This is a genomic window from Hyphomicrobiales bacterium, from assembly GCA_002869065.1.
Lineage (GTDB): Bacteria > Pseudomonadota > Alphaproteobacteria > Rhizobiales > Rhodobiaceae > Rhodobium.
This window is the reverse complement of sequence record PKTR01000001.1, coordinates 267,148-290,231: the sequence shown is the minus strand read 5'-3', so window position 1 is coordinate 290,231 and position 23,084 is coordinate 267,148. Positions and strand designations below refer to the sequence as shown.

At 63.9% G+C, this 23,084-nt stretch carries 23 protein-coding genes; 6 read left to right on the top strand and 17 right to left on the bottom strand.

All coding sequences use genetic code 11. The annotated features are described in order from the left end of the window. Positions 1-68 precede the first annotated feature (68 nt). From C0606_01390 to C0606_01375, 4 genes are all read right to left on the bottom strand, one after another. Positions 69-1,424, bottom strand: a complete 1,356-nt coding sequence (locus C0606_01390) for a hypothetical protein (GenBank protein ID PLX39220.1) — start codon at positions 1,422-1,424, stop codon at positions 69-71. Next, positions 1,424-2,122: a hypothetical protein gene (locus C0606_01385; GenBank protein PLX39219.1), complete on the bottom strand. Its 699-nt coding sequence runs from the start codon at positions 2,120-2,122 to the stop codon at positions 1,424-1,426. Before C0606_01385 ends, C0606_01390 begins: the two co-directional genes overlap by 1 nt. 308 nt (positions 2,123-2,430) lie before the next feature. Beyond that, complete coding sequence (locus C0606_01380) at positions 2,431-3,003, bottom strand: NnrU family protein (GenBank protein PLX39218.1); 573 nt, start codon at positions 3,001-3,003, stop codon at positions 2,431-2,433. 133 nt (positions 3,004-3,136) lie between these two features. Then, complete coding sequence (locus C0606_01375) at positions 3,137-4,537, bottom strand: peptidoglycan-binding protein (GenBank protein ID PLX39643.1); 1,401 nt, start codon at positions 4,535-4,537, stop codon at positions 3,137-3,139. 197 nt (positions 4,538-4,734) lie between these two features. Here C0606_01375 and C0606_01370 point away from each other — a divergent pair, with 197 nt between their 5' ends. Next, complete coding sequence (locus tag C0606_01370) at positions 4,735-5,346, top strand: TIGR00730 family Rossman fold protein (protein ID PLX39217.1); 612 nt, start codon at positions 4,735-4,737, stop codon at positions 5,344-5,346. Between the two features lie 33 nt (positions 5,347-5,379). On the opposite strand, the gene rarD is transcribed toward C0606_01370, so the two are convergent. From rarD to C0606_01345, 5 genes are read right to left on the bottom strand one after another with little or no spacing between them, the layout of a single operon-like run. Then, a complete protein-coding gene (gene rarD, locus C0606_01365) occupies positions 5,380-6,315 on the bottom strand; it encodes an EamA family transporter RarD (GenBank protein PLX39216.1) in 936 nt (311 codons plus the stop codon). After that, positions 6,312-7,946 carry a citramalate synthase gene (locus tag C0606_01360; GenBank protein PLX39215.1) on the bottom strand — a complete coding sequence of 545 codons (1,635 nt, stop codon included), beginning with the start codon at positions 7,944-7,946 and terminating at the stop codon, positions 6,312-6,314. Before C0606_01360 ends, rarD begins: the two co-directional genes overlap by 4 nt. Then, positions 7,943-8,482: an aldehyde-activating protein gene (locus tag C0606_01355; protein PLX39642.1), complete on the bottom strand. Its 540-nt coding sequence runs from the start codon at positions 8,480-8,482 to the stop codon at positions 7,943-7,945. The genes C0606_01360 and C0606_01355 overlap by 4 nt, the downstream gene beginning before the upstream one ends. A 23-nt stretch (positions 8,483-8,505) precedes the next feature. Next, entirely contained in the window at positions 8,506-8,907 is a 402-nt protein-coding gene (locus tag C0606_01350; GenBank protein ID PLX39214.1) for a glyoxalase/bleomycin resistance/extradiol dioxygenase family protein, read from the bottom strand. Positions 8,908-8,938: 31 nt separating this feature from the next. After that, positions 8,939-10,294 (bottom strand): cysteine--tRNA ligase, encoded by a 1,356-nt coding sequence (locus tag C0606_01345; protein ID PLX39213.1) that lies wholly within the window; start codon positions 10,292-10,294, stop codon positions 8,939-8,941. A gap of 363 nt (positions 10,295-10,657) precedes the next feature. Between C0606_01345 and C0606_01340 the strand changes: the two genes are divergently transcribed. Both C0606_01340 and C0606_01335 read left to right on the top strand, forming a co-directional pair. Next, positions 10,658-10,942, top strand: coding sequence for a hypothetical protein (locus C0606_01340; protein PLX39212.1), 285 nt, complete (start codon positions 10,658-10,660; stop codon positions 10,940-10,942). Positions 10,943-11,195: 253 nt separating this feature from the next. Further along, on the top strand, positions 11,196-13,208 hold the full coding sequence (locus C0606_01335) for a hypothetical protein (GenBank protein ID PLX39211.1): 2,013 nt from the start codon (positions 11,196-11,198) through the stop codon (positions 13,206-13,208). A 19-nt stretch (positions 13,209-13,227) separates the two neighbouring features. On the opposite strand, the gene C0606_01330 is transcribed toward C0606_01335, so the two are convergent. From C0606_01330 to C0606_01295, 8 genes are all read right to left on the bottom strand, one after another. Further along, positions 13,228-14,127 (bottom strand): EamA/RhaT family transporter, encoded by a 900-nt coding sequence (locus C0606_01330; GenBank protein PLX39210.1) that lies wholly within the window; start codon positions 14,125-14,127, stop codon positions 13,228-13,230. A gap of 145 nt (positions 14,128-14,272) precedes the next feature. Next, positions 14,273-14,797: a hypothetical protein gene (locus C0606_01325; protein PLX39209.1), complete on the bottom strand. Its 525-nt coding sequence runs from the start codon at positions 14,795-14,797 to the stop codon at positions 14,273-14,275. Between the two features lie 137 nt (positions 14,798-14,934). Beyond that, positions 14,935-15,132, bottom strand: a complete 198-nt coding sequence (locus tag C0606_01320) for a DNA topoisomerase IV (GenBank protein ID PLX39208.1) — start codon at positions 15,130-15,132, stop codon at positions 14,935-14,937. After that, positions 15,129-16,742 carry an FAD-dependent oxidoreductase gene (locus tag C0606_01315; GenBank protein PLX39207.1) on the bottom strand — a complete coding sequence of 538 codons (1,614 nt, stop codon included), beginning with the start codon at positions 16,740-16,742 and terminating at the stop codon, positions 15,129-15,131. The genes C0606_01320 and C0606_01315 overlap by 4 nt, the downstream gene beginning before the upstream one ends. 163 nt (positions 16,743-16,905) lie before the next feature. Beyond that, complete coding sequence (locus C0606_01310) at positions 16,906-17,856, bottom strand: MBL fold metallo-hydrolase (GenBank protein PLX39206.1); 951 nt, start codon at positions 17,854-17,856, stop codon at positions 16,906-16,908. 40 nt (positions 17,857-17,896) lie between these two features. Beyond that, entirely contained in the window at positions 17,897-18,904 is a 1,008-nt protein-coding gene (locus C0606_01305; GenBank protein ID PLX39205.1) for a 2-keto-4-pentenoate hydratase, read from the bottom strand. Positions 18,905-18,942: 38 nt separating this feature from the next. Further along, on the bottom strand, positions 18,943-19,437 hold the full coding sequence (msrB, locus tag C0606_01300; protein ID PLX39641.1) for a peptide-methionine (R)-S-oxide reductase: 495 nt from the start codon (positions 19,435-19,437) through the stop codon (positions 18,943-18,945). A gap of 177 nt (positions 19,438-19,614) precedes the next feature. Then, positions 19,615-20,790 carry a homogentisate 1,2-dioxygenase gene (locus C0606_01295; GenBank protein PLX39204.1) on the bottom strand — a complete coding sequence of 392 codons (1,176 nt, stop codon included), beginning with the start codon at positions 20,788-20,790 and terminating at the stop codon, positions 19,615-19,617. A 259-nt stretch (positions 20,791-21,049) separates the two neighbouring features. On the opposite strand from C0606_01295, the gene C0606_01290 reads away from it, so the two are divergent. The 3 genes from C0606_01290 (at position 21,050) to C0606_01280 (ending at position 22,908) form a co-directional block, all read left to right on the top strand. Beyond that, positions 21,050-21,547 (top strand): transcriptional regulator, encoded by a 498-nt coding sequence (locus C0606_01290; GenBank protein ID PLX39203.1) that lies wholly within the window; start codon positions 21,050-21,052, stop codon positions 21,545-21,547. Then, complete coding sequence (gene maiA / locus C0606_01285; GenBank protein PLX39640.1) at positions 21,547-22,182, top strand: maleylacetoacetate isomerase; 636 nt, start codon at positions 21,547-21,549, stop codon at positions 22,180-22,182. Before C0606_01290 ends, maiA begins: the two co-directional genes overlap by 1 nt. Positions 22,183-22,506: 324 nt before the next feature. Continuing rightward, positions 22,507-22,908, top strand: a complete 402-nt coding sequence (locus tag C0606_01280; GenBank protein PLX39202.1) for a hypothetical protein — start codon at positions 22,507-22,509, stop codon at positions 22,906-22,908. Positions 22,909-23,084: the final 176 nt, after the last annotated feature.

The following is a 23,084-nucleotide window of genomic DNA, read 5'->3' as shown; positions in this document are numbered from 1 at the left end:
GCGGCCGGAACGACCCTGTGCACCCCGAATTTTCCGCCACGGGAAGATGTTCCCGCAGCGTGGATCTATCAGCGATAGGCCGCCAGCGCACCGTCGCCGAACAGCACCAGAATCTGGCCTGAAACCGCGATCGGGGAAACATAGGCAGACGAGCCGATTTTGCGGCTCGAAATCGCCGTGCCGTTCGAGGCGTTGATCGCGATCATGTCGCCGCGGTTGGAAACGAACCACAAGGCGCCGCCGGCCAGAACCGGACCGGCCCAGATGTTGCGCTTCTTCTTTTCGCCGCGCGGCAGTTCGGTCACCCAGAGCGGCTTACCGGTCTTGCGGCTGAGTGCGACGGCGCGGTTTTCGATGTCGACCATGAACACGGCCTCGCCGGAAACCACGGGCGTGTGCATGCTGCCGACGCCCTCTTCCCAAAGCCGGCTGCCGGACTTCAGATTGACAGCGATGGTGCGACCGCCAACGCCTGCGGCGTAGACCACTCCGTCGGCAATGACCGGGCTCGCCGAGACGTCGGCAAGGCCGGAGACGGCTTCGGTGCGGAACGAACGGCTGACCATATCGCTCCAGCGGAAGTCGCCGCTGCTCGTCGACAGCGCCACGATCTCACCCGAGGTCGACGGCACGACGACAATGCCGCTGCTGACAGCGGGGCTTGCCGTCTGCAGCAGACCGGCGTTTTCGGCGATGCCACGATAGGTCCACAGCTCGCTGCCGTCGGACTGGTTGAGCGCGTAAATTTCGTTGTTCTGGGTCGCGACGAAGACCTTGCCGTCAGCCGCACTCGGCGCGGTGCGGGCCGGCCCGTGCAGCTTCGCGGTCCAAACCTTCTGACCGGAACCGGCGTCGAGCGCGATGACCTCGCCATAGGCGGTCGACACGAAGACGCGTCCGTTATCGGCGGCAACGCCGCCACCGGCCGCATTGTCGTTTTCCTCGCCTTCCGGGCGGACATTGACCGTCCAGCGGCGTCCGCCGCCGAGCGAAACCGCCGTCACCTTGCCGCGCGGATCGTAGACATAGGCATTGCCGCCATAGGCGACCGGCCGCGCGGTCACGCGCAGGGATTCACCGGTGATGGAGCCGAAACCGGAACCGCCGCCGGCGCCGGCCTGAACCTTCCAGGTGCGTGCACCGCCGCCGCCGCCGAGCGCCACGTGGCCGGAATAATTGGCCGCATTGCCGCCCGACTGGGTCCAGCTTCCGCGATCGCTCTGACCGCCGGGCGAGACCGACGTGGCGCCCGCCACTTCATCGAGCGGGTCGGCGCCCGTGTAGAGCGGCTGGCGTTCGCCGGGAAGGATCTTCTCCTTTTCCGAGAACGGATTGAAATCCGAGACGGTCTCGCAGCCGGCAAGGGCGAGAACGCCGGCACCGATGACGAGGGCTCGCACCCAGGTGGTGTTTGCAGCGCGCATCACTGACCCTCGCTCTGTTTGTCCTGTCCGGCGGCATTGGCGGCCGGGCCGGCCAGAGATTCGACCAGTGCCAGCATCATGCGGGCGCGCGACATAACCTCGGGCGGCGAAGCCCGATCATCGACGATCGCCTGGAACCATTTGCGTGCGCCGGCGAGATCTTCCGCGCCATAGGCGGCCAGCGCCATCAACTCGCGCGCGCCGTGGCGCCACGGATTGTCGTCGGCGGTGAGGGTCGAGACCCGCTTTTCGATTTCCGCCCGATCACCGCCATCGGCCAGCAGATAACCGGCGCGCAGGCTGGCCGCGTCGCGCAGCGAAGGCGCAACCTTCTTGTCCGCGGCGATGGTATCGAATTCTTTTACGGCGGCTTCGGTATCGCCCTTCTCGGCCTCGATCGCGGCAAGGCGCATGCGGGCGAGTGCGGCGTATCCGCTCGAGCCGCCGCGCGCGATGGCATGCAGCGCGAGTTCGGCTTCATCGGTACGGCCCTGCTCGGCTGCCTCGATGGCGTTGACGTATTCGTCGCCGGCGGCTTCCGATTGCGCGCGCGTCCAGGCTTCCCAGCCACGATAGCCGGCGGTGCCGACAACGATCAGGACCGCAACGCCAATGACATACGGGCCAACGCGATCCCAGATCTTGCGCAGCCGTTCGTGCCGCAGGTCTTCTTCTACTTCGCGAAAAATATCCGACATTTATATCTACTGTCTCTTATCGCCACATTGGCCAGACGCATAACATTGTTCCTCGCCCGGAGCGAGCCGCAACATTAGCTTTTCGCCGATAGCGTGGCAAACAAACCGCACTCGCGCGCGCCCTTCGTCCCTGCCGGTGCACCGGCAATCGGGCAACAGCATGGCAAGCGCGTTTCCTCCCCGGCCAATGCCGGCGAATACGGTCGAGAGAATCCCTTTCCTGCAAACCGGTTTAGCCGCCCGTCAGCGTTTTACGCGACGGCAGAGCCTTCGCCAAGGCACCCGGGCGTTCGGCGGATCACTTCCGGTTACAGAACCGGAACACCGATGAGCCACATATGGCCCTTCCAGATGAACAGACCGTAGACCGCGAGACCGACGACCAGCGACGCCACCAGATTGGCAATCGAGCCGCCTCGCACGCGGACTTCGCCAGCGCGTTCGCGGCGTGCGAGCGAGATGCGGTCGAGCACGCCCCAGACAAGAAAGCCTCCGAACAGCATGAGCGACGCCACGTCGCCATTGGCAAGCAGATGCGCGAAGGCCCAGATCTTCACCGCGAGAACCATCGGATGACGCACAGCCGCGCTGATCGGGTTGTGCAGATAGGCCGATGTCAAAAGCACGAATACCGGCAGCATCAGCAGCAGCACGAGGTGCCGCATCCAGACCGGCGGGTCGTAGATAACGGTAACGCCGCTCTCGCGCGCGATGCCGTAGCCCCAGACGATCAGCACGAGACCGATCAGGGCTGCGAGTGAAAACAGGCCGCGATAGGGCAGCAGCCCGATGCGCGCGATGATCGCTTTCCTTGGTCCGCCGACGACCGGCAGCAAATGCGCGAGAAGAAATATGGCCAATCCGGCCGCCAGAACGGTCATGGATGGTCTCTCTATCGTTGCCCCTGAATCTTGCCTTTAGGCGATAGCATCCAAAGACGAGTCTGGCGACCCCGGCGGGGGCACTTCCCGCCGGTTACGTGGCGTCAGAATTGAAAAGAAACAAAGAAGGCCGTCAGTTGGTCCAGTTGGTATCGCCGGACGGGGTCAGGAAAACCTGACCGGGATAGATCAGGTCCGGATTGCCGATCTGGGTCTTGTTGGCCTGGTAGATCGTCGTGTAGCGCACGCCCTGACCGTACAGCCGGCGCGAGATGCGCCAGAGATTGTCGCCCGGACGGATGATCACCGACGGCAGTTCGTCGAGGACCACATCGGCGGCGCTACCGCCCGCATCACCCGATCCGCCGGAGGTGGCGACCACGCGGCGCAGGATGATCTCGTCGGCTCCGCGCTCGAACGGCACAGCGGCGCGCGCGACCACAGCGCCGTCGCTGCCGCCGAGCTGATCGGCACGGACGGTGTAGCGGCCCGCGGCGAGCGGGCGATCGGTCTTCAACAGCCAGCGGCCTTCGCCGTTGACGGTCGCCTCGCCGGTGAACTGATCGTCGACATAAACACGGACGGTCGAGCCCGGCTCACCGCCACCGGCGGCATAGAGCACATCGTTTTCCGATTCGACCGCCTCGACAGTGACGTTCTTGACGACCTTCATGGCCGGCTCAGCCGGCGCCTCGGCGGCGGCCGGTTCACTCGTCGTCCCGTTGTTTCCGGCCGGCGTCAGGCTGCGGCTCGGTGCCTCGTCCGTTGTGGCGGCCTGAGATGCCTCGGCGGATTCCTGAGCAGCCGGTTCGGCGGTTGCAACAACGGTTTCCTTGGGCTGCTCGGCCGGCGCTTCAGTCGAGGTCCCGGTCTTAGCCTCGGCGGCCGCGACAGTGGCGTCTTCCGGCTTCTGCAGAACCGTCGTCGGCTGGTCCGGCGTGTTCATGACGACCAGTGCTTCGCCGCTCTTTTCTTCGGGGATAGAGACGGTGACGCGCTGCTCGGATTCGACTTCGTCACCGCCTGCGGCCGGCTTCGCCTTGACGGAGACATCGTGACTGCCCGGCTCAAAGGGCTTGTCGACGACGATCGCCCACTCGCCCGAGGCGTTCGCGACACCCTTGCCGACCACCTGGCCGTCGGCCATCAGCGCAACGATCGCGCCCGGTTCGGCGGCGCCGGCAACGACGGCATCGCCATTCGGCTCGACACGCACGACGTCGAAGGACGGCTTGTCGCCCGCCTTCGGCGCTTCGCCGGTCAGTTCCTTGGTCAGTTTCTCGGTGACCGTCGCCGGAGCGGCGGATTCGGTTTTCGCCTCGCCCTGCGGTTCGACATTGGCGAGTGCAGCTGGCTTGTCGCCGCCTGTACCGGCTGCAGACGGCTCTTCGGCCGGCTGATAGAGGCCAACAGCGCGCAGCGGCTGCTTAACCTGATCCATGCTGATCACCCCCGTCGCGACGAGTGCGCCGACGGCAACGCCACCGACGGTGAACATGATGGCGACAGTGCGAATGATGCTGATCATCGGAATTTCCGTTTCCCTCGCCGGTACCGGAGGCAGCGTATGCCGCGCCAGCCGAAACTCGGTGTTTTCCTTTGTCTCTTGCAAGCAAATCGATGGTTATACGGGAATGCCCTCTACCGCAAGGCAATGGCCATTTTGTGGTGTATTCACACAGTCCGGAAGCGGCGCTTGACGCTTCGTGCCGGCGGTGCGAGACACGATCCATGGGACAGATTCGAAGCATATGCGTCTATTGCGGTTCGCGGACGGGTGAAAATCCGCTCTATGTCCACACAGCCAACGAGCTCGGCCGGCAAATGGCCGCGAACGATATCCGCCTGATCTATGGCGGCGGCTCGATCGGGCTGATGGGCACGGTGGCCAAGTCGGTACTTGCCAATGGCGGTCAAGTAACCGGTATCATTCCGGAATTCCTGTCGACGCGCGAGATCATGCTGGATGACGTCAGCGAGCTGATCGTCACCACCGACATGCATGAGCGCAAGCGCACCATGTTCGAACGCGCCGAGGCCTTCGTGGCGCTTCCCGGCGGCGTCGGCACGCTGGAAGAAGTGGTCGAGATGATGACCTGGGCGCAGCTCGGCCAACACAAGAAGCCGGTGCTTCTGGCCAATGTCGCCGGCTTCTGGAACCCGCTGATCGATCTGCTGGCCCATATGCGCAGCGAGTCGTTTATCGGCGAGCCCTATATGGTGTCCTATCTGGTCGTCGACCATGTCGAGGATATCGTTCCGCGACTGGCCGAAGCGGTGAAGGACACCGCGCAGGCCGCGCTCGACATCGCCGCCGACGCCGAAGCGATCAAGCGCCTCTGATTTCCCCGAACTGATATCGCCTTGAAATCCGGCTCAGCCCCGCTTGCGCCAGGAATCCGCCGTGTAGATCGCCAGCGACAGCCAGATCAGAGCGAAGGTCGCGAAGCGGATCGGCGACAGCGGCTCGCCGTAGACCAGCACCGCGAGCAGGAACTGGATCGACGGCGCGAGATATTGCAGCAGGCCGATGGTGGCGAGCTTCAGGCGTCGCGCACCGACGGCAAACAGGATCAGCGGCAGTGCCGTGACAATGCCCGTCAGCGCCAGTTGCAGGCTGGTCAGCGGCGCGGTGAACAGGTGCCCTTCCCCGTTTGCGCCGAGAACGGCGATGTAGGCGAGCGCGACAGGCAGCAGGAACGCAGTCTCGATGAAGAGCCCCGGCGACGCACCAACCGGGGTCAGCTTGCGGATATAGCCATAGAAGCCGAAGGAAAAGGCGAGCGTCAGCGAAATCCAGGGAAAGCCCGGCAACATCAGCGCCTGGATGGCAACCGCCACCGCCGCAATGCCGACCGCGACCGACTGATTGCGGGTCAGGCGTTCGCCGAGCAGAAGAAAGCCGAGCAGCACGTTGACCAGCGGATTGATGAAATAGCCGAAGCTCGCCGGCAGCACCTGCGCATTGGTCACCGCCCAGATATAGACAGTCCAGTTGGTGGCGATCAGCAACGTGCTGACAACGAGCGCCATGCGCACCTTGGGGGTTGCAAGCGCGGCGCGCACCTCACCGAAGCGACCGCGCACGAACAGGAACAGGCCGACGAAGACGACCGACCAGGCGATGCGGTTGGCGACGATTTCCCAGACCGGAAGGTGCTCGACCCATTTGAAGAAGACGACCGCGAAGCCCCACAGCAGATAGGCGCTGAGGGCAGCGGTCATGCCGATGCGCAATTCGCGGGTGGCCTCGGCGCCAGCATCGGTCGAAATTCCGGGTCTTGCCTGCGAGCCGTCCCCGCCGGCGCTCATTCGTTGACGACGCGGATGCGCGCGTTCTTTTCGGCTTCGGCCTCGGTCTTGCGGATGAGCTGGTAGACGAGCGAGTCGATCTGCGCCTGGAACGAGGCATCGACGATGTTCGACGACACGCCGACGGTGAACCAGCGATGGCCATCGCTGCTGTCCATGCTCTCGATCAGCACGCGGGTCACTGCGCCGGTGCCGCCATTGAGGATACGCACCTTGTAGTCGACCAGCTCGAGGTCGGAGATCAGCGGCTGGTACTTGCCGAGATCCTTGCGCATGGCAAGGTCGAGGGCGTTGACCGGGCCATTGCCTTCGGCGACAGACATCAGGGTCTCGCCGTCGATCTCGAGCTTGACGCTGGCTTCCGACACGCTGACCAGTTCGCCGATCGCGTTGTAGCGGCGTTCGACCATGACGCGGAAGCTCTTCACCTCGAAGAAGCGCGGAACGGTGCCGAGCGTGCGCTTGGCGAGCAGTTCGAAGGACGCGTCGGCGGCCTCATAGGCATAGCCTTGGGATTCGCGTTCCTTGACGAGGGTCAGCAGCTTGTCGAGCTTCGGATCCTTCGGGTCGACGGCGACACCGAGCCGGTCCAGTTCGGCAACGAGATTCGACTTGCCGGCCTGATCGGAGACCAGAACGTGACGGCGGTTGCCGACGATTTCGGGCGCGACATGCTCGTAGGTCTTCGGATCCTTGAGGATCGCGGACGCATGGATGCCGGCCTTGGTGGCAAACGCCGCAAGGCCAACATAGGGCGCGTGGCGATCCGGCGAGCGGTTCAGCATCTCGTCGAAGCTGCGCGAGATGTGGGTCAATTCGGCCAGCGCTTCCTTGCTGACGCCGACCTCGAAGCGATCCGCATAGTCCGGCTTCAGCATCAGCGTCGGAATCAGCGTCGTCAGATTGGCGTTGCCGCAGCGCTCGCCAAGGCCGTTCAGCGTGCCCTGCACCTGACGCACACCGGCGCGCACGGCCGCGAGCGTGTTGGCGACCGCCTGTTCGGTGTCGTTATGGGCGTGAATGCCGAGATGATCGCCCGGTACGGTTTCGATGACCGTCTTGACGATCGCCTCGATCTCGTCGGGCATGGTGCCGCCATTGGTGTCGCACAGCACGACCCAGCGCGCACCGGCCTCGTAAGCCGTGCGGGCACAGGCCAGCGCGTATTCCGGATTGGCCTTGTAGCCATCGAAGAAGTGCTCGCAGTCGACCAGCGCTTCCTTGCCCGCGGCAACCGTCGCCTCGACCGACTGGCGGATCGAAACGAGGTTTTCCTCGTTGGTCGTGCCGAGCGCGACCTTGACGTGATAGTCCCACGACTTGGCGACGAAACAGATGGCGCTCGACGCGCAGTTGAGCAGTGCGGCGAGGCCCGGATCGTTTTCCACCGAACGCCCTGCCCGCTTGGTCATGCCGAAGGCGGTGAAGGTCGCGGCCTTCGAGCGCGGCTCGGCGAAGAACGCGGTGTCGAGCGGATTGGCGCCGGGATAGCCGCCCTCGACGTAGTCGACGCCGAGGGTGTCGAGCAGTTCGGCAACGGCGATCTTGTCCTCGAGCGAGAAGTCGATGCCGTTGGTCTGCGCACCGTCGCGAAGCGTGGTGTCGAAGAGATAGAGGCGTTCCTTGCTCATCGCGCGTCATCCTTGGCGGTCCCGTCGCGGGACGCGGTTTGCTTTTCGGGTGCGCCGCCCTCAGGCGGCCAATGTGTCGTGTCGTGATCGGGGTGCTGGTAGCTGACCAGCGTGGCAATGAAGGCGGCGGACTCGTCATCCGCCTCGGTAATCATGCCCGGCAGTCCGGCGAGCGTGTCGACATACGGCAGCTTGCCCTCGGTGCCGAACTGGACTTCGGGCACGATGCCGGCCGGCTCGTCGAAAGCACCGATGGCGATCGCCACGCCGTCCGGCGCCTCGTAGGTCAGCGGCGTGCCGCAGTCGGCACAGAAACCGCGCTGCACATGGTTCGAGCTCTGGAAGCGCTTCGGCTCGCCGCGGCTCCACGCGAGATCGGCGCCACGCACCGAGACGAGCGGGCCGTAGAAGCCGCCGAATGCCTTCTGGCACATGCGGCAATGGCAGATCGAGGCATGGCCGAGCGCTCCCATCACCGCAAAGCGCACGGCGCCGCACTGGCAACCGCCGGTATGGACCTCGGTTTCAACGCTCATGGCTTTGCTTTCCTTGCCGCATTTCAATTCGCCCCGCGACAGACGGCTTCGACGTTGTGGCCTTCGGGATCGAGCACGAAGGCGCCGTAGTAGGTCGGGCTATAGTGAGGGCGCAGGCCCGGCGCGCCGTTGTCGGCACCGCCGGCGGCAAGCGCAGCCGCGTGAAAGGCATCGACCATGGCCCGGCTTTGCGCGCCGAAGGCGATATGCACCGGCGGGGCCTGCCGCCACTGCGACGCCAGCCAGAAGAAACCTCTCTCGCCGATCCCGAAGCCGGCCTGGTCGACCGTTCCGCTCACCTCGGCGGGGATTTCCGCCAGCAGCGAAATGCCGAGCGGCGCCAGCGCCTTGGCGTAGAAGGCCTTGGCCCGCTCAAAGTCTTCGACATTGAGCGAGAGATGATCGAGGAGGAACCGCTCCGTCATATCTCTTCCCTCACCCCTCGGGGGCCCCTCATCACTTCGGCTCCCAGGTCGTGCCTTGCGGCCCGTCCATTATGACGACGCCCATGGCGTCGAGTTCGGCGCGGAGCCGATCCGCTTCAGCGAAGTCCTTCGCCTTGCGGGCGTCGGCGCGGGCAACGATCAGTGCTTCGACAGCGGCCGCATCGATATCGGCGGACTGGGTCTTGCGCGCCGCCCATTCGCTTGCCGTTTCACCGAGCAGTCCGAGCAGATTGGCGCTTGCCTTCAGACCGGCGCTGTCACCGGCCGAGCGCAGCGAATGCAGCGCGGCGATGGCCTTCGGCGTGTTGAGGTCGTCGGAAAGCGCGGCGACCACATCGGCATGGGGCTCGCCGGCTTCCACGTCGTCGCCAACCGCGTCATACCAGCCGTCGAGCACCTTGCGGCTTTCTTCCAACCCTTTCACGGTCCAGTCGATCGGCTGGCGGTAATGGGTGCGCAGCATGTTGAAGCGGGCGACCTCGCCCGGCCAGTCGGCCAGCACGTCGTGGATGGTGATGAAGTTGCCGAGCGACTTCGACATCTTCTCGCCTTCGACCTGCAGGAAGCCGTTGTGCATCCAATAGCGTGCCATCGCCTCGGTGCCATGGCAGCAACGCGACTGGGCGACCTCGTTTTCGTGGTGCGGGAACTGCAGGTCGATGCCGCCGCCATGAATGTCGAAGACCTTGCCGAGATGCTTCCAGCTCATCGCCGAGCACTCGATGTGCCAGCCCGGACGGCCGCGGCCCCAGGGGCTGTCCCAACCCGGCTCCTCGGCGCTCGAAGGCTTCCACAGCACGAAGTCCATGGCGTCCTTCTTGTAGGGCGCGACCTCGACGCGAGCGCCGGCCTGCATCTCGTCGAGCGAGCGACGCGACAGCTGGCCGTAGTCCGCCATCGACGGCACGTCGAACAGGACATGGCCGTCGGCGGCGTAGGCATGGCCGCTCGCGACCAGCTTTTCGATCATCTCGATCATTGCGCCGATATGCTCAGTGGCACGCGGTTCCACCGTCGGCGGCAGGCAACCGAGAGCGGCGATATCTTCGTGATACTGCGCCGCCGTCGAGGCGGTCACCTTGGCGATTGCCTCGTTCAGCGGCAGATCGGGATAGTCGCGCAGCGCGCGGGCGTTGATCTTGTCGTCGACGTCGGTGAGGTTGCGCACATAGGTGACATGGTCCGCGCCATAGACATGGCGCAACAGGCGGAACAGCACGTCGAAGACGATTGCCGGGCGCGCATTGCCGATATGGGCGAAGTCATAGACCGTCGGACCGCAGACATAGACCCGGACATTGGCCGGATCGAGCGGCTCGAAAACCTCTTTTTGTCGAGACAACGTGTTGTAGAGCGTCAACGTCATGACATATCCCACCGTGCCTGGCTGGCAGGGGCGTTCTCGTTTCATCGATGTCTCGAAAAGGGAACGGCCTCAGCCAGCGATAGCGCTAGCTAATAATCGAAATCCCGCAAATGCAGATCGCCCGCGAGGGCGTGGCCGTTTTCATGGCCTTGGTTTTGCCGATTTGTTCCGGTTGGTCAAGGCAAAACTGGCTCGTGCCTTCCCTTACGGATGCGACATGAGGCGGTATTTTCTTTCTCGCGGAAAGAATGTAACGAACTATTAACCTGCCTGAATGGCTCGTGAACGCCGGTCTCAGCACCGGTTCAGGGCCGGTTTGTTATACCCCGGATCAATACTCGTATTGCGTCCAATGAGGTTGCCATGATGGCCGACACCGCACACACACACATCAGAACACCGCATCGCCGTTCGACCGTGCATCTGTTCTGCGAAGAAAACTGCGCGCCCTTCGCGGCATGGCGGGATTTCGCCAAGGTGCTTTTCGTGTCGGTCCTGCTGCTGGCGCTTTTCGCCGGGCCGGTCGCGCTGCTGCGGCTCAATGGCGGCGGCGAAAAGGAAGCCACCGCGTTTACGGAACTGAATCTCTGCCAGAAGGTCGGTGGCGCCTGCGACAACACCGTTACCGGCACTCTCGGCACCCGCTGAGCAATCGCGGCGGGTGCCCCTCCCCAGTTTAATCGGCCGCCTCGAACCCGCACCAATAATTATACTGTTTTCGTATCTTTGTATTTTCTAATACTCGTCCACAGCTTGCCGCCTGTTTGCAGACACGAGCTCTTTTGAACATGCGGACTATACGCTTTCTGAAAGTAATACGGGCATAGACCCAGCATTTACACCGTTAGTTAACCCAAAACACTGACGATCCCTGGAAAGTTTATCGCGGGGAAATCGCTCAATGCTGTCTCAACTCAAGCGTATCGGCCTGGCCTCTGTCGGCGCAAAGATCGCAATCTCCGTTGCCGTGATGATGTCGGTCGGGGGTGTCGTCAGCTATTACATTTCGAACCAGAGTCTTCTCTCGGTCGCCGACGTGAACCGCTCTGCGCTTGAGCAGATGACCGGCGATGTCGACGGGTTGCAGACAAGCCTGCAGCAGGCGCTGACGAACGAGAAGCGCGCGTCGCTGCTGTCGGTCAAGGAAGGCAACAAGGCGCGCCTTCTCGAGCAAGAAGCGGCGCTGAGGGAAAAGGTCGCCCGTCTCAACGGCGAACTGAGCGGTGCTCTGACGGTGATCGGCAGTCAGGTCGGCTCGATCCTCGGCACGATGACGTCCGACGACCGCGAGATGTACCAGCTCACCGCGAGTATCTATACCGAGCTGCTCAGCGGCGTGCGCGACATCGCCTATTGGGCCGTGGTCGACGAGGCGACGCTCGAAGACGTCGCTTCGATGGAAGACTTCGACGAGGCCCGCATCGCCGCGATGCGCGCAGCGCTTGCCGCCAAGGCCCGCGCCGACAATCCGCACATCACGCCGGTCGAGGGCGAAGGCACGCTGCGGGTGATCACCCAGCTCGGTCCGATCGAGACCCCCTACGGCATTCTGGAGACCATCGTCGACGACAATTTCACGCCGCTGCGCACCGAAATGGCCAGCATGGCGGACGACATGGCGAAACGGCTGGAAAACAGCAAGGCCATGGAGGAAGCGATCCTCGCGCGCAAGGCGAAGGCACACCGCCAGCAGTTCGAAAAGATCACGGCCGCGCGGACCGAGAGCATGGAGGAAGTCTCCTCCATCGTCGACATGGTCAGCACCAAGCTCGCTGTCTTTTCGATAGTCGTGTGCATTGTCGGTGTCGCCGGCATCTATCTGCTGATCATGTACCTGGTCGGCACACCGATGCGCCGGCTGGTCGGAATCATGAGCCGGCTGTCGCAGAACGACACCGCCGTCACCATCCCCTATGGCAACCGACGCGATGAAATCGGCCTTCTGGCATCCAATGTTGACGAGTTCCGCGGTGCCGTCGAAAGCCGGATCGAAAACGAGGCGTCCCGCGCGGCACAGGCAGCGGAACAGCGCGCCGAGCGCACGCGCATCCTGGAAAAAATGGCGAACGACATCACCGGCTCGGTCGACAGCACGTTCCAGAAGATCACCGAGAGTTCCGACGCGCTGTTGTCGCAGTCCGACTCGATGCGCGAAGGCATGGGCGCCGTGCTCGAAGCCTCGCAGGCCGCGGCCGGCGAAGCGGATCGTTCGCGGGAAACCTCTGACGAAGCCGCCTCGACGTCGGGCAACATCATCGCCGCGATCGAGGACATCGCCACCAATATGCACCAGAGCACCGACCTCATCGCCGAGGCAGTAGACCGCACTCGCCAGTCGCAGGCGGAGTTCGACCGGCTGGTCGCGGCTGCCAACGAAATCGGCGGCATCGTCCAGGTGATCAACGACATCGCCGAACAGACCAACCTTCTGGCGCTCAACGCGACCATCGAAGCGGCTCGCGCGGGCGAAGCCGGCAAGGGCTTTGCCGTGGTGGCCTCCGAGGTCAAGGCGCTCGCGGAGCAGACCGCCAAATCGACCATCGAGATCAACACCCAGGTGTCGGAAATCCAGTCGGCGACCAAGGCTTCCACTGCCTCGCTGTCGACCATCTCCGAAGCATTCCTGCAGGTGCGCGCGACCATCGAACAGGCCGCCGACAGCGTCGAGGGCCAGCGCGAGGCGACCAATGCGTTCGGCTCGATCATCGATGCGACCAACCAGTCGATGCAGGTCGTGGCGCAGCGGATCGAGGAAATCTCGGGGCTCGCCTCGAACGCGTTCGCCTTCGTCGATCAGGTCAACGCCATCGTCAACGAGATGACGGAAACGTCGCGCGAAGTGCGCGAGGCCGTGCCGTCGGTCGTCAACGAGGCGCTCTCGCGTACCGGCCGGGACAACGAGCGGGCGGCCTAGCGCCGCCCGGCCACGCCCGTCATCGTGCCTCCCTTCCCGGTTGACGCACCGGCCAGACTTCCAGAATACCGGCGCAGACGACAAGCGCGCCGCCGACGATCTCGAGCGGGCCGAGATTTTCGCCCGCAAACAGCGCCGCCGAAAGCGAGCCGACCAGTACTTCGGTCATCAGCAGGATGCCGACGCGAGCGGGTTCAAGCCGCGCCGTTGCCCACATCAGGCTCGCCATCGACACCCCCCACCACAGACCTCCCGCGGCAATTGCCATAGCAATCGATATTGCCAGCTCGCTCCCGCCAAAGCTTTCCGGCCAGGGCTCCAGAGCCGGAGCAAGCGCCAGCGCGCCGAGTGTCGCGCCAACCGCGAAGACGAACGCCGCCTCCGCCGGGCCAAGCGCCGGTTTGGCGCGAATGCCGGTGGTAGCGAACGACCACAGCAAGCCGGAGAGCAGCGCGAGCCACTCCCCTGTTCCTCGCGGGACAGGCACCTCACCATCGGCGCCGAGCAGCACGACGAGGCCGACGAGCCCGACCGCGATCGCCACGATCCGCAGGCGCGGCGTCGACCAGCCCATCACATAGCGGCCGATCAGCGTGCTCCACACGGGGGTCAGGAAGAACAGCAGGATGATGACGGCGACCTGGCCATAGACGAAGCCGACCGAATAGAGCACGAAGGCTGCGCCGCCGAGCGCCACCGACAGGAGCGCCAGCGGATCGGCCATCTGCAGCCGGCGTCGGCGCCAAAAAGTGAACGGCGCCAGCAACAGTGCAGCGGCGGCGACAATGGCGAAGGTGCCCCACGATCCCGGCAGACCGCTCTCGGCAAGCCGGCGCACCGGTAGCCAGTAAAAGCCCCAGAGCGCGCCGGTCGCGATGACGATCAGACTGGCAACAAGGGTGGTGCGGTCGGTGTGCATGAAACCCACCTATCCGCCGCGACCGGACTTGGCAATGCGGCGGCAGGCCGGCCCTTGCGAAAACGATCGCAAACCCCTCACCGAGCAACAAAAAAGCCCGGATCGGGATGATCCGGGCTTTCTATCGGTGTCGGTCTGTTTGCGATCAGTCGTCGATCCAGTCGGCGCATTTCGGCGCCGGGCCGTCGCCCCACGGCATGATCGGCACGGTCGAGGTCGAGTTCTTCGGGCTGCCCTCGATCAGCTTGTCGGAATAGACGAGATAGACCAGCACGTTGCGTTTGACGTCGCAGCCGCGCACGATCTGCATCTTCTTGAAGAACAGCGAACGGCGCTCGCGGAACATCTCGTCGCCCTGCTCGAATTTCTCCTTGAACTGGATCGGGCCAACCTGGCGGCAGGCGAGCGAAATGTCGGAGACTTCCTCGGCAACGCCGAACATGCCGGCGACACCGCCCTTTTCCGGCACGGTGTAGTGGCAGGCGACGCCCTCGACGAGCGGATCGTCGACGCCGTAGACGGCGAGTTTGTGGTCCGGCGTCAGCATCTTCCAGACGGTCGATTTCTTGAAAATGAGGTCGGGCTCTTCGGCCATGGCGGCGGTCGCGCCGATCACGGCGCACAGCGCGAGCAACACGATATTGCGTGCAGTGCGGACAATGGCAGTCATTGCGAAATGCTTCCCTTCAGGTTGGAAACGGTCGCCACACATATATGGAGCCACCGCCCGCTTTGCGAGGGTGCAAAACGAAAGCGCCGCCCGAGCGGACGGCGCTTCCAGCTTGTTTTCAATCGTGAGCGGCGAGGTTACTCGCTGTCGCTGGCGGCCAATTGCAACGCCTGCTCGAGCACGGTCTGGTCGCCGATATGGTTTGCGAGGATCAGCACCAGCTTTGCGTTGAAATAGGCGCTTGCGGCATCGTCCAGATCGCGGTGCGCATCGATGATGGCGTTATAGGCGCGATCGGGATTGTCGAAACGGGATTCTGTTACGAGAGCGGTCATGAGCGGCCTCCCTTGGCGCGCGACAGCGCGGCGTCGATCTTGTCGGCGTCGAAGTGGCGGAACCGGGCAGCGAGATGCTGGTCCGGGCGGACCAGATAGCAGGCGCCGGGCGTCGCGTCGTAGCGCTTGGCGAACAGGCCGTCCTTGTCGAGGATGTCCTCACCGATGACGACGACGGACACGTCGCGCGGAAGGCCTGCCGGCCGCTCACCATCCTTCATCACGAGCAGCGTGAAGTCATGGCCAAGCGCGTTCAGCAGCCACTTGTCGGCGCCATCGGCGGTCGACATCGGCGCATCGGGCACCGGGAAGCCGAGCTTCGCGCTGCCGCCGAACGATGCCGCATCCGGCGTCGACAGCGGCGTCTCGTAGACGCTCGGGTCCGACAGGCGGCCGGAGTTGACCATGCGGCGGGCGAACGGCGCGCGGCGGGCAAGTTCCAGCGCCGCGTTGCGGAAATCGCGCGAGGCGTTGTTCTTCGGCGTGATGAAGTCGGTCGAGCGGGTCGAATGGCCGATATTGTAGTCGGCGGCGTGAGTGCGCTCGATGTCGTAGCTGTCGAGCAGCGCGGCCGATGCCTCGCCGCGCAGGATCAGCGGCAGCTTCCAGCCGATGTTCTCCGCGTCCTCGAAACCGGAGTTTGCACCACGCGCGCCGAACGGCGAGACCTGATGCGCGGCGTCGCCGGCGAAGATCACCCGGCCATGGACGAACTTTTCGAGCCGGCGGCACTGGAAGGTGTAAACGCTGACCCATTCGAGCGTGTAGTCGCGGCCTTCGAGCATGCGCGACAGCCGCCGGTGTACGTTCTCCGGCTTGGTTTCCTCTTCCGGGTCGGCATCCCAGCCGATCTGGAAGTCGATGCGCCAGATGTCGTCGGCCTGCTTGTGCAGCAGCGTCGACTGGCCACCATGGAACGGCGGCTCGAACCAGAACCAGCGTTCGGCCGGATAGTCGGCGTGCATGCGCACATCGGCAATGAGGAAGCGGTCGTGGAAGGTCTGGCCGACGAAATCGAGGCCTAGCAGACCGCGCACAGTCGAGCGCGCGCCGTCGGCGGCGACCACGTAGTCGGCTTCGATTACATAAGGTCCGTCCGGCGTCTCGACGGTGAGGCGGACACCATCCTCAAGCTGTTCGACAGCGGCGACCCGGTTTGACCAGCGCAGATCGACGCCTTCGAGCTGATGGGCGCGGTCGACGAGGAATTTCTCGAGATAGTACTGCTGCAGATTGACGAAGGCCGGCATCTTGAAGCCGCCCTCGGGCAACAGGTCGAACTGGTAGACCATGTCGTCGCGGAAGAAGACCTTGCCGATCTGCCAGGTCACGCCCTTGTCGATGACCGGGGCGGCGACGCCCAGGCGGTCGAGGATCTCCAGCGCGCGCTTGGAATAACACAGGCCGCGCGAGCCCTCGCCGATGCGGTTGGCGTCGTCGAGCAGCACCACGGGCACGCCTCGTGACGCGAGGTCGATCGCGGTCGCAAGACCGATCGGGCCAGCACCGACGATAACGACGGGCTGGCGGACGGGCTTCGCCGTGTCCTGATCCTCACTGCGCAAATAGCCGAACTGAAATACCGAATGGCGCTCGTAGGTATCTGGCACCTTTCCCTCCCAAGAAATGACGCATCGGGACGCTGCCCGGAACCGGCGCTCCCCCGCGCCGGCCAACACATACCGCACGGATCAAACCGCACGGCACGCCGTACCACAATGATATACCGCACTGCCCGGGGCGGGTTTTGGCCGCCTCCGGGCGCGCTTTTCGTTATGCCTGCAGAGCTTCCCACATCTCGCGGTCGCGCTCGGCGGTCCAGATCTGCGGGTGGTCGATGCCGTTGGCCTCGTCATAGGCGCGCGCGACATTGAACGGCAGGCAATGCTCGTGGATGGCGAAGGAACCGAATTTCGGGTCCATCGCATCACGGCAGATATCGAAGGCTTCCTTCAGCGAGCGGCCCTCTTCCACCGACTGGGCGACCGAGCCATAGAGCGTGGCGAGGAAGTCGCGGGTCAGCGCGATCGCGTCCTGCACTTTCTCAGGGCTCGCCAGCGCGTCGCCACGGCCCGGCACCAGAGCCTGAGGCTCGAAGGTGGCGAGGCGGTCGAGCGTCTTCGGCCAGTCGTTGAGATGGGCGTCGCCGCAATAGCAGGCGGAGTGGTACTCGACCAGGTCGCCGGAGAACATGACGCGGGAATCCGGCACCCAGGCGACGGTGTCGCCCATGGTGTGACCACGGCCGAGATGCATCAGCCGCACTTCGCGATTTCCCAGCCACACGGACATGGAGGTCGCAAAGGTCATGGTCGGCCAGGTGAGACCCGGGATCGACTCGGCATCCTGGAACAGGCGCGGGAAGCGGCCGAATTCGGACTCCCAGTCCTGCTGGCCACGCTCGACGATCATCGCGCGGGTCAGGTCGGAGGCGATGATTTCCTGCGGCTGGTAGGCCGAGGCGCCGAGCACGCGCACGGCGTGGTAGTGCGACAGCACGACGTATTTGATCGGCTTGTCGGTGACGCTGCGGACACGTTCGATGACCTGATCGGCCATCGCAGGCGTCGCCTGGGTGTCGATCACCATCACGCCGTCGTCGCCGACGATGATGCCGGTGTTGGGGTCGCCCTCGGCGGTGAAGGCATAGAGGCCCTCGCCGATCTCATCGAAGCTGACCGTCTTCTGCTCGGTGTCGCCGACGGAAGCGAATTCCTTGGCCATGGATGAACTCCTTGAATTTGTCGTTCTTGTTGGCGAGGCCTCAGGCCTTCGCGATTTCCTGGTCGATGGCGCCGAAGACGGAGGTGCCGTCGGCGTCGAACATTTCGATGCGCACGCGGTCGCCGAAATGCATGAAGGGGGTCGACGGCTTGCCGTCGCGAATGGTCTCGATCATGCGGATCTCGGCGATGCAGGAATAGCCGACGCCGCCCTCCGCAACGGGCTTGCCCGGCCCGTCATCAAGCTTGTTGGAGACCGTGCCGGAGCCGATGACCGCACCGGCGCCGAGCGGGCGGGTGCGCGCGGCATGGGCGACGATCTGGGTGAAATCGAAGGTCATGTCGACGTCGCAGCGGGCGCGGCCGAACGGCTTGCCGTTGAGGTCGACATTGAGCGGCAGCGCGATGGTGCCACCGTCCCACGCCTCGCCCAGCTCGTCGGGCGTGACCGCGACCGGCGAGAAGGCCGAGGACGGCTTTGACTGGAAGAAGCCGAAACCCTTGGCCAGTTCGCCCGGGATCAGGTTGCGCAGCGAGACGTCGTTGACCAGCATCAACAGCTTGATGTGACCATCGATCTCGCCCGACGGCGTTCCCATCGGCACGTCGTCGGTGATGACGGCGAGTTCGGCCTCGAAGTCGATGCCCCAGGCCTCATCACCGAGCCGCACCGCGTCACGCGGTGCGATGAAGGTATCCGAGCCGCCCTGATACATCAGCGGATCGGTCCAGAAGCTCGCCGGCAGTTCGGCACCGCGGGCCTTGCGCACCAGTTCGACGTGGTTGACGTAGGCCGAGCCGTCCGCCCACTGATAGGCGCGCGGCAGCGGCGACAGACAGTCTTCCTCGTTGAACGGCATTCCCTCGATCTGCTTGAGTTCGAGACGCTCGGCGAGATCGCGCAGGCCCGGTTCACAGGCTGCCCAGTCGTCGAGCGCCTTCTGCATCGTGCCGGCAACGGCGCCGGCCGGTGTGCAGCGGCTGAGATCGCGGGAAACGACGACGAACTGCCCGTCCCGGGTGCCGTCGCGCAAAGTGGCAAGTTTCATCGGGTCTCCTGATATTCCCTGCGGCGCCTGCCGGCGCCTTATCCTTCGGTCTTTTCCTCATCCGCGGGCTTGAAGGTCAGTGCGACGCCGTTGTTGCAGTAACGCAGGCCGGTCGGCTGCGGGCCGTCCTTGAAGACGTGGCCCTGGTGACCGCCGCAACGGGCGCAGTGATATTCGGTGCGCGGATAGATCAGTTTGAAGTCGAGTGACGTTTCGACGTGCCCCGGAATGGTGTCGAAGAAGCTCGGCCAGCCGGTGCCGCTGTCATACTTGGTGTCCGAGGCGAACAGCTCCAGATCGCAGCCGGCGCAGTGGAAGGTGCCCTTGCGCTTCTCGTCATTGAGCGGGCTGGTGAAGGCGCGTTCGGTGCCGGCCTCGCGCAGCACGTGATACTGCTGCGGGTTCAGGCGCTTCTTCCATTCATCCTTGGACAACACCAATTTCTCGATCCCTTCAGCCAGAGCCGTTCCGATACCAGCGGTGAGACCGGCGAAGCCGGCCACCAGCGAAGCCACAACATTGCGTCTCGTCATCATGAACCACCATCCTTCCTGTTTGCCAGATGTGACGATGGCGCATGATATGGAGGACGTTTGCGCCATTTCCCGGACAAGATGGTCAGCATAACCGCATTGTGAAGCGTCGTGACATCAACCGTGCGTTTTTGCCGCCTGCCGGGGAAGCGAAATGCCCCCCTACTCAGCGACCCGCTATTCCGCGGCTTCGGCCTTCGGGCGGGCCGGCGGGCGCACCGGACCATCGGTGACGCGCCAGCTCTCCGCATAGGGTCCGAACTCGACCGACGATGCACCGGCGCCCACTTCGAGCGGGTCGCGGGTGTCGATCATCACGGCGTATTCATCCGTTCCCGGCTTGGTCTGCTCGAACATGCGCTGCAGCGCCTTCGGGTGCGGACCGTGGGTGAAGCCGCAAGGATGGAAGGTGACCATGCCCGGATGGATGTTGTCGCGGCTGAAGAAGTCACCATCGTGGTAGAAGATGACTTCGTCGAAATCGTCGTTGTTGTGGAAGAACGGCACCTTGAGCGCGCCCGGATCGGTCTCGAAGGGACGCGGCACGAAGGTGCAGATGATGAAGCGGCTCGCCATGAAGGTCGAGTGCGCCGAGGGCGGCAGGTGATAGCGGTGCGACATCAGCGGACGGATGTCCTTGACGTTCAGCCGCACCACCGAGAGATCGCCATGCCAGCCGACCGCGTCGAGCGGGTTGAACGGGTAGACGACGGTGGAGACCGCGTCGAGCCGCTTGATGGCGACATGCCATTCATTCTCGTCCTGCTGGGCGAGGAAGGCATCGTCGATGGTCGGCGTGTCGAGGATCGCCTCGTCGAACACGGCATGACGGCCGACCAGACCGCGATCCGGCAGCTTGTAGGTGCCGTTGGTGTTCTCGATGACGAGCATCATCACCGGCTCGGAGGGCTCAATGCGCCACATGGTCGAGCGCGGAATGACGATGTAGTCGCCCTTGGTGAAGGACAGGCGGCCGTAGTCGCAATAGAACTCGCCAGCACCCTCATGGATGAACAGCAGTTCGTCACCGTCGGCGTTGCGGACCAGATGATCCATCTTGCTGTCGACGCGCCACAGACGAATCTTGGTCGCCGCGTTCTGCAGGATCGACGGCGCATCCCACAACGTCGGGCCGCATTCGGACAGCTTGGTGAGATCGAAGGCGCGCGGGCGCAGCGGACCGGACCAGCTGGTCCATTCGGTCGGCGCGTGGCGGTGATACATCATCGCGGCCGGGCCGAAGAAGCCTTCCTTGCCGAGTTCGCGCTCGAACGTGCCTTCGGGGATATCGGCATGGGCCTGGCGCGAAGCCTGACCTTCCACGCGAGGGAATGAAATGTAGTTGGCGCCCATGCGTCTGTCCTCCCGGGTTCTTCGTTCGCCGTCCGGTCTTTTCGGGAGCGCCTTTGCCGTTGTTCGACGGCGCGCTCTTGCCAGCGGCGTTGCAGTGGAGTCAGAATTAGTTTTACATGTAACTAAAGTCAATACGTCGCACCCACGGCATATTGCATTGAATGGTGTTTTATGAGTCGCCTGCGGGGCACTTGCACACCGCGAAATGCTGCCATAGGACTGCGGCGCAGATGCGCGGAACGACAACCGGTAACGGACGATGACGACAAAAAATTCAGGCACCGAAACGGCCCCCGACACGCTTGAGCTCGAGAACTTCCTCCCCTATCGACTCAACGTTCTGGCCGAAACGGTCAGCCAGTCGCTTTCGCGGCACTACTCCGACCGCTACGGCATCAGCATTCCCGAATGGCGCGTCGTCGCAACGCTCGGGCAGTTCAGCTCAATGACGGCAAAGGCGGTCGGCGCCCACAGCCACATGCACAAGACCAAGGTGTCGCGCGCCGTCGCGGCGCTGGAAGAAAAGGGTATGGTCAAGCGCAAGGCAAACCCGTCGGACAAGCGCGAGGCGTTCCTCCGTCTCACCCCGAAGGGCCAGTCGGTCTACGACTCCTTCGTGCCGTCGGCGCTGACCTTCTCCGATGCGCTGGCCTCGGTGCTGAGCGACGCGGAGCGGGAGACCTTCGACATCATCCTCGCCCGGCTGATCGACCAGGCCGAGGTGCTGGCCAGCGAAACGCTCGGCCAGACGTCATGATCAAGCTCTACGACTACTTCCGCTCCTCCGCCGCTTATCGGGTCCGCATCGCGCTCAATCTGAAAGGCGTCGGCTACGAGCATGTCGGCGTGCACCTGGTGCGCGACGGCGGCGAACAGCACAAGCCGGCCTACAAGGCGGTCAACCCGCAGGGGCGCGTGCCGACGCTGGAGCTGGAAGACGGCACCCGGATCATCCAGTCGCCGGCCATCCTCGAATTCATCGAGGAACGCTGGCCCGAGCCGGCCTTGTTGCCGAAGGACGATGTCGCACGGGCGCATGTGCGTGCGCTCGCGGCGGTGATCGCCTGCGATATCCACCCGCTCAACAACCTCTCCTCGCTCGGTCTGTTGCGCGGCAAGTTCGGTGCCGACGAGGCCGGCGTCAGCGAATGGTACGCGCACTGGATCACGCAGGGCTTCGCAACCATCGAGGCGCTGCTCGGCGACACGCCGTTCGCGGGTGGCGAGGAACCGGGCCTTGCCGAGGTCTATCTGGTTCCGCAGGTGTTCAACGCACGCCGCTTCAACGTGCCGCTCGAAGCCTTCCCGAAGATCGTCGCGATCGATGCAGCCGCCGCCGCCCTTCCGGCCTTCGTCAAAGCCCACCCGGACAACCAGCCCGACGCGGCCTGAGCGGCGCTCGGTCGGTCACGAATGGCCGCCCGTCCTGCCTGCTGGTATTCATCGGCAGTGGTGGCGATGGTACACCGCTGGTTTCTTAACAGGCGCGGCAAAATAGGCTATAATTCCGCCAACTTGCGAAGTCGGCCCAATCGCGGTCGCAGCATTGAGCCTCCCCTCGAAAGCATTTGCTTTCTGTTGTGCTTTTTTTGCGCGTCGCGGACCTGATGCAGCTCGATTCTTCCTTTGTTTTTTCCTTTATTCCTTCTTCAGACCGCCGCAAGAGCGGTCAATTGCACCATGGCGATTGCCATGGCTTGTGTGGGGAGAAAGACCATGAAAACGTCGAAGAAATTTCGTCTGCTGGCCGCAGCGGCCGCAATCGGCGTGGCGATGACGCTTCCCGGCGGCGGCACGCTGTTGGCCGCCGATGACGGCTACACCGTCATTTCGAAGCTCGAGACCTTCAATGAGCTTCTCGTCGGGCCGCGCATCACCGACCCGAAGGACGAGGCGAACTTCTTTGTCGTCAACAACGACGGCACGCTGAACGGTACCTGGCACGGCAAGACGCTGACAGGGACCTGGCGCTGGGACGACGCGTTCTTCTGCCGCGTCCTGACGGCCCCGCGCCCTGCCCCTGAAGACTGCCAGCAATGGGCGCTGGCCGACGACAAGGCACGTCTCGTGCGTGAGCGCGGGACCGGAAAAACGGCCGACTATGTGGTCAGGAAGTAGCGAAACCGAAGGCACCGATTGGAAGCAGCCATGCGGCACGTTGCTACGTCGACGCGCACTGTGAATTCACAAAAAGGCCCTAACGGCTGCTTACCGCGATAGGTCTCTGTTTACTTAAATCTGCGGCTTTGTTTGAATTCGCATCGCCGCCTCGTCATAGTGATCCTGGGTAGAAA

Bases quoted from the DNA above. Each gene is read 5' to 3' on its own strand.
- msrB (PLX39641.1), bottom strand. From the start codon at position 19,437: ATGACGAGACGCAATGTTGTGGCTTCGCTGGTGGCCGGCTTCGCCGGT.
- C0606_01295 (PLX39204.1), bottom strand. From the start codon at position 20,790: ATGGGCGCCAACTACATTTCATTCCCTCGCGTGGAAGGTCAGGCTTCG.
- C0606_01290 (PLX39203.1), top strand. From the start codon at position 21,050: ATGACGACAAAAAATTCAGGCACCGAAACGGCCCCCGACACGCTTGAG.
- C0606_01345 (PLX39213.1), bottom strand. From the start codon at position 10,294: ATGACGTTGACGCTCTACAACACGTTGTCTCGACAAAAAGAGGTTTTC.
- C0606_01280 (PLX39202.1), top strand. From the start codon at position 22,507: ATGAAAACGTCGAAGAAATTTCGTCTGCTGGCCGCAGCGGCCGCAATC.
- C0606_01330 (PLX39210.1), bottom strand. From the start codon at position 14,127: ATGCACACCGACCGCACCACCCTTGTTGCCAGTCTGATCGTCATCGCG.
- C0606_01325 (PLX39209.1), bottom strand. From the start codon at position 14,797: ATGACTGCCATTGTCCGCACTGCACGCAATATCGTGTTGCTCGCGCTG.
- C0606_01340 (PLX39212.1), top strand. From the start codon at position 10,658: ATGATGGCCGACACCGCACACACACACATCAGAACACCGCATCGCCGT.
- C0606_01380 (PLX39218.1), bottom strand. From the start codon at position 3,003: ATGACCGTTCTGGCGGCCGGATTGGCCATATTTCTTCTCGCGCATTTG.
- C0606_01320 (PLX39208.1), bottom strand. From the start codon at position 15,132: ATGACCGCTCTCGTAACAGAATCCCGTTTCGACAATCCCGATCGCGCC.
- rarD (PLX39216.1), bottom strand. From the start codon at position 6,315: ATGAGCGCCGGCGGGGACGGCTCGCAGGCAAGACCCGGAATTTCGACC.
- C0606_01370 (PLX39217.1), top strand. From the start codon at position 4,735: ATGGGACAGATTCGAAGCATATGCGTCTATTGCGGTTCGCGGACGGGT.
- C0606_01310 (PLX39206.1), bottom strand. From the start codon at position 17,856: ATGGCCAAGGAATTCGCTTCCGTCGGCGACACCGAGCAGAAGACGGTC.
- C0606_01305 (PLX39205.1), bottom strand. From the start codon at position 18,904: ATGAAACTTGCCACTTTGCGCGACGGCACCCGGGACGGGCAGTTCGTC.
- C0606_01385 (PLX39219.1), bottom strand. From the start codon at position 2,122: ATGTCGGATATTTTTCGCGAAGTAGAAGAAGACCTGCGGCACGAACGG.
- C0606_01360 (PLX39215.1), bottom strand. From the start codon at position 7,946: ATGAGCAAGGAACGCCTCTATCTCTTCGACACCACGCTTCGCGACGGT.
- C0606_01350 (PLX39214.1), bottom strand. From the start codon at position 8,907: ATGACGGAGCGGTTCCTCCTCGATCATCTCTCGCTCAATGTCGAAGAC.
- C0606_01355 (PLX39642.1), bottom strand. From the start codon at position 8,482: ATGAGCGTTGAAACCGAGGTCCATACCGGCGGTTGCCAGTGCGGCGCC.
- C0606_01390 (PLX39220.1), bottom strand. From the start codon at position 1,424: ATGCGCGCTGCAAACACCACCTGGGTGCGAGCCCTCGTCATCGGTGCC.
- C0606_01335 (PLX39211.1), top strand. From the start codon at position 11,196: ATGCTGTCTCAACTCAAGCGTATCGGCCTGGCCTCTGTCGGCGCAAAG.